We start from the raw sequence: 4388 nt of genomic DNA, 5'->3' as shown, positions 1-4388 counted from the left end.
CGAAAGTAGCAAAATTTATTCTAAAGTTCAGAAAGCTATTAGTTCTTTTCTACGAGATGACAAGATTGCATAGTCAAACTTGTAAAGTGGTGTAAATTTATTAAAAGTATAAAAATATAAGTAATAAAAGAAGGCGATTTTGCCTTCTTTTATTAGTTTCTAAAATGTTTTATTGTAATGACCTTATATCTTAATGATTAAATAATCTCCACATTGTAATTTTACTACATCGGCTTTCATAGCTTTGGATATATCTTTAGTTAACTCTTGTTGTTCTTCTTTGTTTTTAGCAAATAAGTTTAAGGTTCCTCCAGTTAATATTCTCTCTTTATTTGTAGTGATGTAGGCTAAAACTTGATAATTTGGCTGCATACTGGCTTCTCTACCCATCTTTATTTCCTCCCTATTAAATTGGTATCCATTACTTTATGGCTCTTTTTAACATTCTCTAATAAAGGTGCTTTTTTAATGGCTTCGATTAGAGCGTCAGTATCTTGAATAATAGGAACTAAGGAGATAATTACTCTTCCCTGTCGATACTCTTTTCTAGTAAAATGATAGCGTTTCACTCCTAAGGCACGAGTAGCTTCAAAGAGTATAGCTTGGCGTTGCCCAAAGTTATCTAGAGTAATTCTAAAGTGGTTTTCTTTAGGATAGATAACTGCTGCTATCCCTTCATCCTGAAACATCTTACGAGCTTTTTCACTACCAAGAATATTAGAAATATAGATATCATCTACATATAGTTCTGAACCTCTTACTTCTACTTGACCTTTTTTAACCTCTGCTATATCTCCTACAGTCTTTCCTTTAGAGAATCTATTTAAGATAAAAGTGATTATGGTTGCTACGATAATAGCACTTAGAATATTGATTAAAGCTAGTTGATGATTTAGCAACTGAATTGTTAAGGCAGACATAAAAGATACTATCAAAGCGAAATAATTTCTGGCTTCAAAGGTTTTAGCTATTCCATCAATATAGGCTGATCCCCGATATGTATATTCAGTTTTTTCTAAGTCTTGAAGGCTATTTCGTTCCATCTTTCTAATATCACGAAATTGTTGAATTGCTAAGGATAGAAAGGTAACTGCTACAAAGTTTTTAGTTAATAATGCTGGAATAGCAACTGCTCCTAAAGCAGAAGCTATAAAGGCTGTGATAATATGAATCATATAGCCATTGGGATAGCTAGGATATTGGCGATAATCCTGTTTAAGTACGCTTATCCGAGCTAAAGTTCCAATGATTGTTGAGGTTGTAATTAAGATTAAGTAATGTTGTGAAAGTATCTCTTTCATATAAATCCTCCTAGAGAAATTTCTTGTTTTATTCTTTGCGATTATTAGGTGATATATACAAGGGATAAATAGAGAAAATAGATATTTCAACAACTACTGACTGGAAGTCGCGTTATAGGCTAAAGCCATCTATAAGATAATGGCTAAACTCATTCTTCCATTTTAAATATATCATCTATTTTATCTAATCCTTAGAATATAATCATAATTTATCAAATAAATAAGAGTTGTTAGCAACAATAGCCTCCTAATATTATATAGTATTAATTAAAAAGGAGGTAAAAAAATGCCTACTGCACCCTTAGGAACTTTCAGCTATACCATCAAAACTGGTGATACTCTTTTTGCAATTGCCCAAAGATATAATACAACTGTTTCTAATATATTAGCTTTTAATAACATTCCGAATCCAGATAATATTAGTCCTGGACAAGTGATTATTATACCTCAGTCTCCACCAGAGGCAATTATTTATACAGTAAAAGCTGGCGATAGTCTATATGCAATAGCTAAAAAATATGGTACCCAAGTAGATACTATTGTGAAGTTTAATTACCTATCTAATCCTAATTCGATTCAAGTTGGTCAAAGGTTAGTAGTTCCAGTTTCTTTACGCTAATGATATCAGTTCTATTCTATTAGCGAAAATATTATTATATTGAATTAATCTTGATATAAAAATGAGAGTTATAACCTCTATATAACCTATATAATCTATAATAAGAAAACTATATATTATTCAGCTTAAAGCACTCAGAATCTATCTGGGTGTTTTTTTATTTAGGAGGTAGAAAAGCAAGAGATAGAGGATAAGGGATAAGAAACCTTAAAAACATTTAATATCGGAAAATCAATGGTGTAAAATCCTTTGGATTTTTTATTTTGATAAGAAATAGGAGGTGTTTTATATGAAATACAAAACTAAGCGAGTTCACTTTGAGCTTAAAGACTTTGACCAAGAGACTGGTATTTTTACTGGTTACGCAGCTGTCTTTAGTAACGTTGATGCTGGTGGTGATTTGATTCAACCAGGTGCTTTTACTAAGACTTTAAAGAATAACAAGGATAGAATAAAAATATGTTGGCAGCATGACCCGTATAGTCCTATTGGTAAGCCTTTGGAGATGAGGGAAGATAAGAAGGGATTATTTGTTAAAGGGCAGATTAGTGATACTAGCTTAGGTAAAGATGTGAAGATATTGATGAAAGATGGAGTAATTAATGAACTGAGTATCGGTTATGACACAGTGAAGAAAGAATGGAAGGATGGAGTTAGGCACTTAAAAGAGCTTAAGCTATATGAGTTTAGCCCTGTTACTTGGGCTATGAATGATGAGGCATTAATCACTTCAGTCAAAGCTAATGATGATATTAAGGAGGTATTAACTAAGACAATAGAACTTTTGGATAGATTCTTAGAGAAAACTGAGGTTAAGGAACAGGATGAGGTGGGTAAGATGTTGGAGTCGGTGGAAAGGTTGGGAAAAGCAGTAGAGCAGAGGATAGAGGATAGTAAAGGTCAAAAGATTTAAAGTCAAAAGTAAAAGGAAATTAGAACAGTATATTTTAAGGAGAGATTTTTATGGAACTTAAAGAGTTAAGTAAGAAGTTTGATAGTGTAACTAGCAATTTACAAAAATTATTAGACCAACAGGAAAGCGAGATTAAAGAGTTTGGTGAGACTACTACTAAGACTGCTAAGGCTATTGGAGAGGTTGAAGGTCAGATAAAAGAGATTGGGGGTGAGATGAAGAAGCTACAGAGCAGAGCTGATGAGTTGGAGAAGAAGATGAGTAGACCTAACTTAGGTGTTAGAAATCAACAGGGAACTAAGAGCTTTGGGCAGGTCTTTGTGGATTCGGAGTCTTATAAGAGGATGAGGGAGTCAAATTTAGATAGCTCTGACCCTGTTCATTTTAAAGGTTTATTTAATATGGGAAGAAAAGGTTTGACTGGGGCAGAGGGTATTCCTGTTCCAACTAGAGTTCCAAATATCATTATGCCACCAGAGCAGGAGTTAAATATTCGTGATTTGCTTAATGTACAGACTACTGATAGTAATTCTATTGAGTATGTTAGAGAGATTGGCTATACCAATAATGCTAATGCTATAGGAGTTGGAAGTCCTGCTCCGGAATCTAGTATTGAATTTACTAAGGAGTCAGCTAATGTTCGGGATATTTCTCATTATATTCCTGTACCTAATCAAGCTCTGGATGATGCCAAGCAGTTACGAGGTTATATTGATAATCGTTTGATTTATGGTTTGAAGCAGGAGGATGAAAGGCAGATTCTTTATGGTGATGGGACTAGCCCTAATCTACAGGGAATTTTAACGGACCCAGACCGACAGCAGTATAAGTGGTCTGAGGGCAAGGCTGGAGATACTAAGATTGATGCTTTAAGAAGAGCGATTACCATTGCTCGGATGACTGGGTTTCCTGTAACTGGGGTAGTGGTTAATCCTAGCGATTGGGAGGAGATAGAATTACTAAAAGGGTCTGATGGTCATTATATTTGGGTGCAGGTAACTGAAGGAGGGCAAAAAAGAACCTGGTCTGTTCCAGTGGTGGAGACTATTCAGATTAATGCTGGAGAAGTAGCTCTTGGTGCTTGGGGAATGGGTGCTATTCTTTGGGATAGACAGAATGCCTTTATTAAGGTATTGGACCAGCATGCTGATTTTGGTATTAGGAATATGTCAGCATTGATGGCTAATGAGAGGGTGGCATTGACTACTATGTTGCCTGAGAGTTTTGTGCATGTGACCTTTGATGGTAAGCCCACTGAATCATAAAGTTCAAAATATTTTTAGCCACAGATTAACACGGATGGACACAGATAAAAGCATTAGATAAAACCAAAATTTAATTTTTTAGCAGCCAATTAACGCTAATCACACGAATTAAATTAAAAACAAAGGTAAATAGATTAAAAAATCCTTAGAGTTTATAGATAGGATAAGTGAAAATAGAGGAGGTAACTATTATGGCTATGATGAAAGCCCTTAGCACTTTTAAAGGTGTTGAGGGTTTTATTAGTAGGGGTAAGGAATTTGAGACTAGTGAGAGAAGAGCAAGTGTATTG

General features: G+C 34.4%; 5 protein-coding genes. 3 read left to right on the top strand and 2 right to left on the bottom strand.

Annotated features, from left to right (window positions below; all coding sequences use genetic code 11):
• Positions 1–183 precede the first annotated feature (183 nt).
• A complete protein-coding gene (locus BX659_RS18445) occupies positions 184–390 on the bottom strand; it encodes a capping complex subunit for YIEGIA (protein ID WP_097019692.1) in 207 nt (68 codons plus the stop codon).
• 2 nt (positions 391–392) lie between these two features.
• A complete protein-coding gene (locus BX659_RS18440) occupies positions 393–1301 on the bottom strand; it encodes a YIEGIA family protein (RefSeq protein ID WP_097019691.1) in 909 nt (302 codons plus the stop codon).
• A 286-nt stretch (positions 1302–1587) separates the two neighbouring features.
• Between BX659_RS18440 and BX659_RS18435 the strand changes: the two genes are divergently transcribed.
• From BX659_RS18435 to BX659_RS18425, 3 genes are all read left to right on the top strand, one after another.
• Positions 1588–1920 carry a LysM peptidoglycan-binding domain-containing protein gene (locus BX659_RS18435; protein WP_097019690.1) on the top strand — a complete coding sequence of 111 codons (333 nt, stop codon included), beginning with the start codon at positions 1588–1590 and terminating at the stop codon, positions 1918–1920.
• A 289-nt stretch (positions 1921–2209) separates the two neighbouring features.
• Positions 2210–2833 carry an HK97 family phage prohead protease gene (locus BX659_RS18430; RefSeq protein WP_097019689.1) on the top strand — a complete coding sequence of 208 codons (624 nt, stop codon included), beginning with the start codon at positions 2210–2212 and terminating at the stop codon, positions 2831–2833.
• 50 nt (positions 2834–2883) lie between these two features.
• Positions 2884–4098 (top strand): phage major capsid protein, encoded by a 1215-nt coding sequence (locus tag BX659_RS18425; protein WP_097019688.1) that lies wholly within the window; start codon positions 2884–2886, stop codon positions 4096–4098.
• The last annotated feature ends 290 nt before the right edge of the window (positions 4099–4388 follow it).

Origin of the sequence: Orenia metallireducens (genome assembly GCF_003001995.1) — a bacterium.
GTDB lineage: Bacteria > Bacillota > Halanaerobiia > Halobacteroidales > Halobacteroidaceae > Orenia > Orenia metallireducens_B.
This window is presented reverse-complemented; position numbering and strand designations above follow the sequence as displayed.

What these genes read in the sequence shown, in the direction of transcription:
- BX659_RS18445 (WP_097019692.1), bottom strand. Translation starts at nt 390, where the DNA reads ATGGGTAGAGAAGCCAGTATGCAGCCAAATTATCAAGTTTTAGCCTAC.
- BX659_RS18440 (WP_097019691.1), bottom strand. Translation starts at nt 1,301, where the DNA reads ATGAAAGAGATACTTTCACAACATTACTTAATCTTAATTACAACCTCA.
- BX659_RS18435 (WP_097019690.1), top strand. Translation starts at nt 1,588, where the DNA reads ATGCCTACTGCACCCTTAGGAACTTTCAGCTATACCATCAAAACTGGT.
- BX659_RS18430 (WP_097019689.1), top strand. Translation starts at nt 2,210, where the DNA reads ATGAAATACAAAACTAAGCGAGTTCACTTTGAGCTTAAAGACTTTGAC.
- BX659_RS18425 (WP_097019688.1), top strand. Translation starts at nt 2,884, where the DNA reads ATGGAACTTAAAGAGTTAAGTAAGAAGTTTGATAGTGTAACTAGCAAT.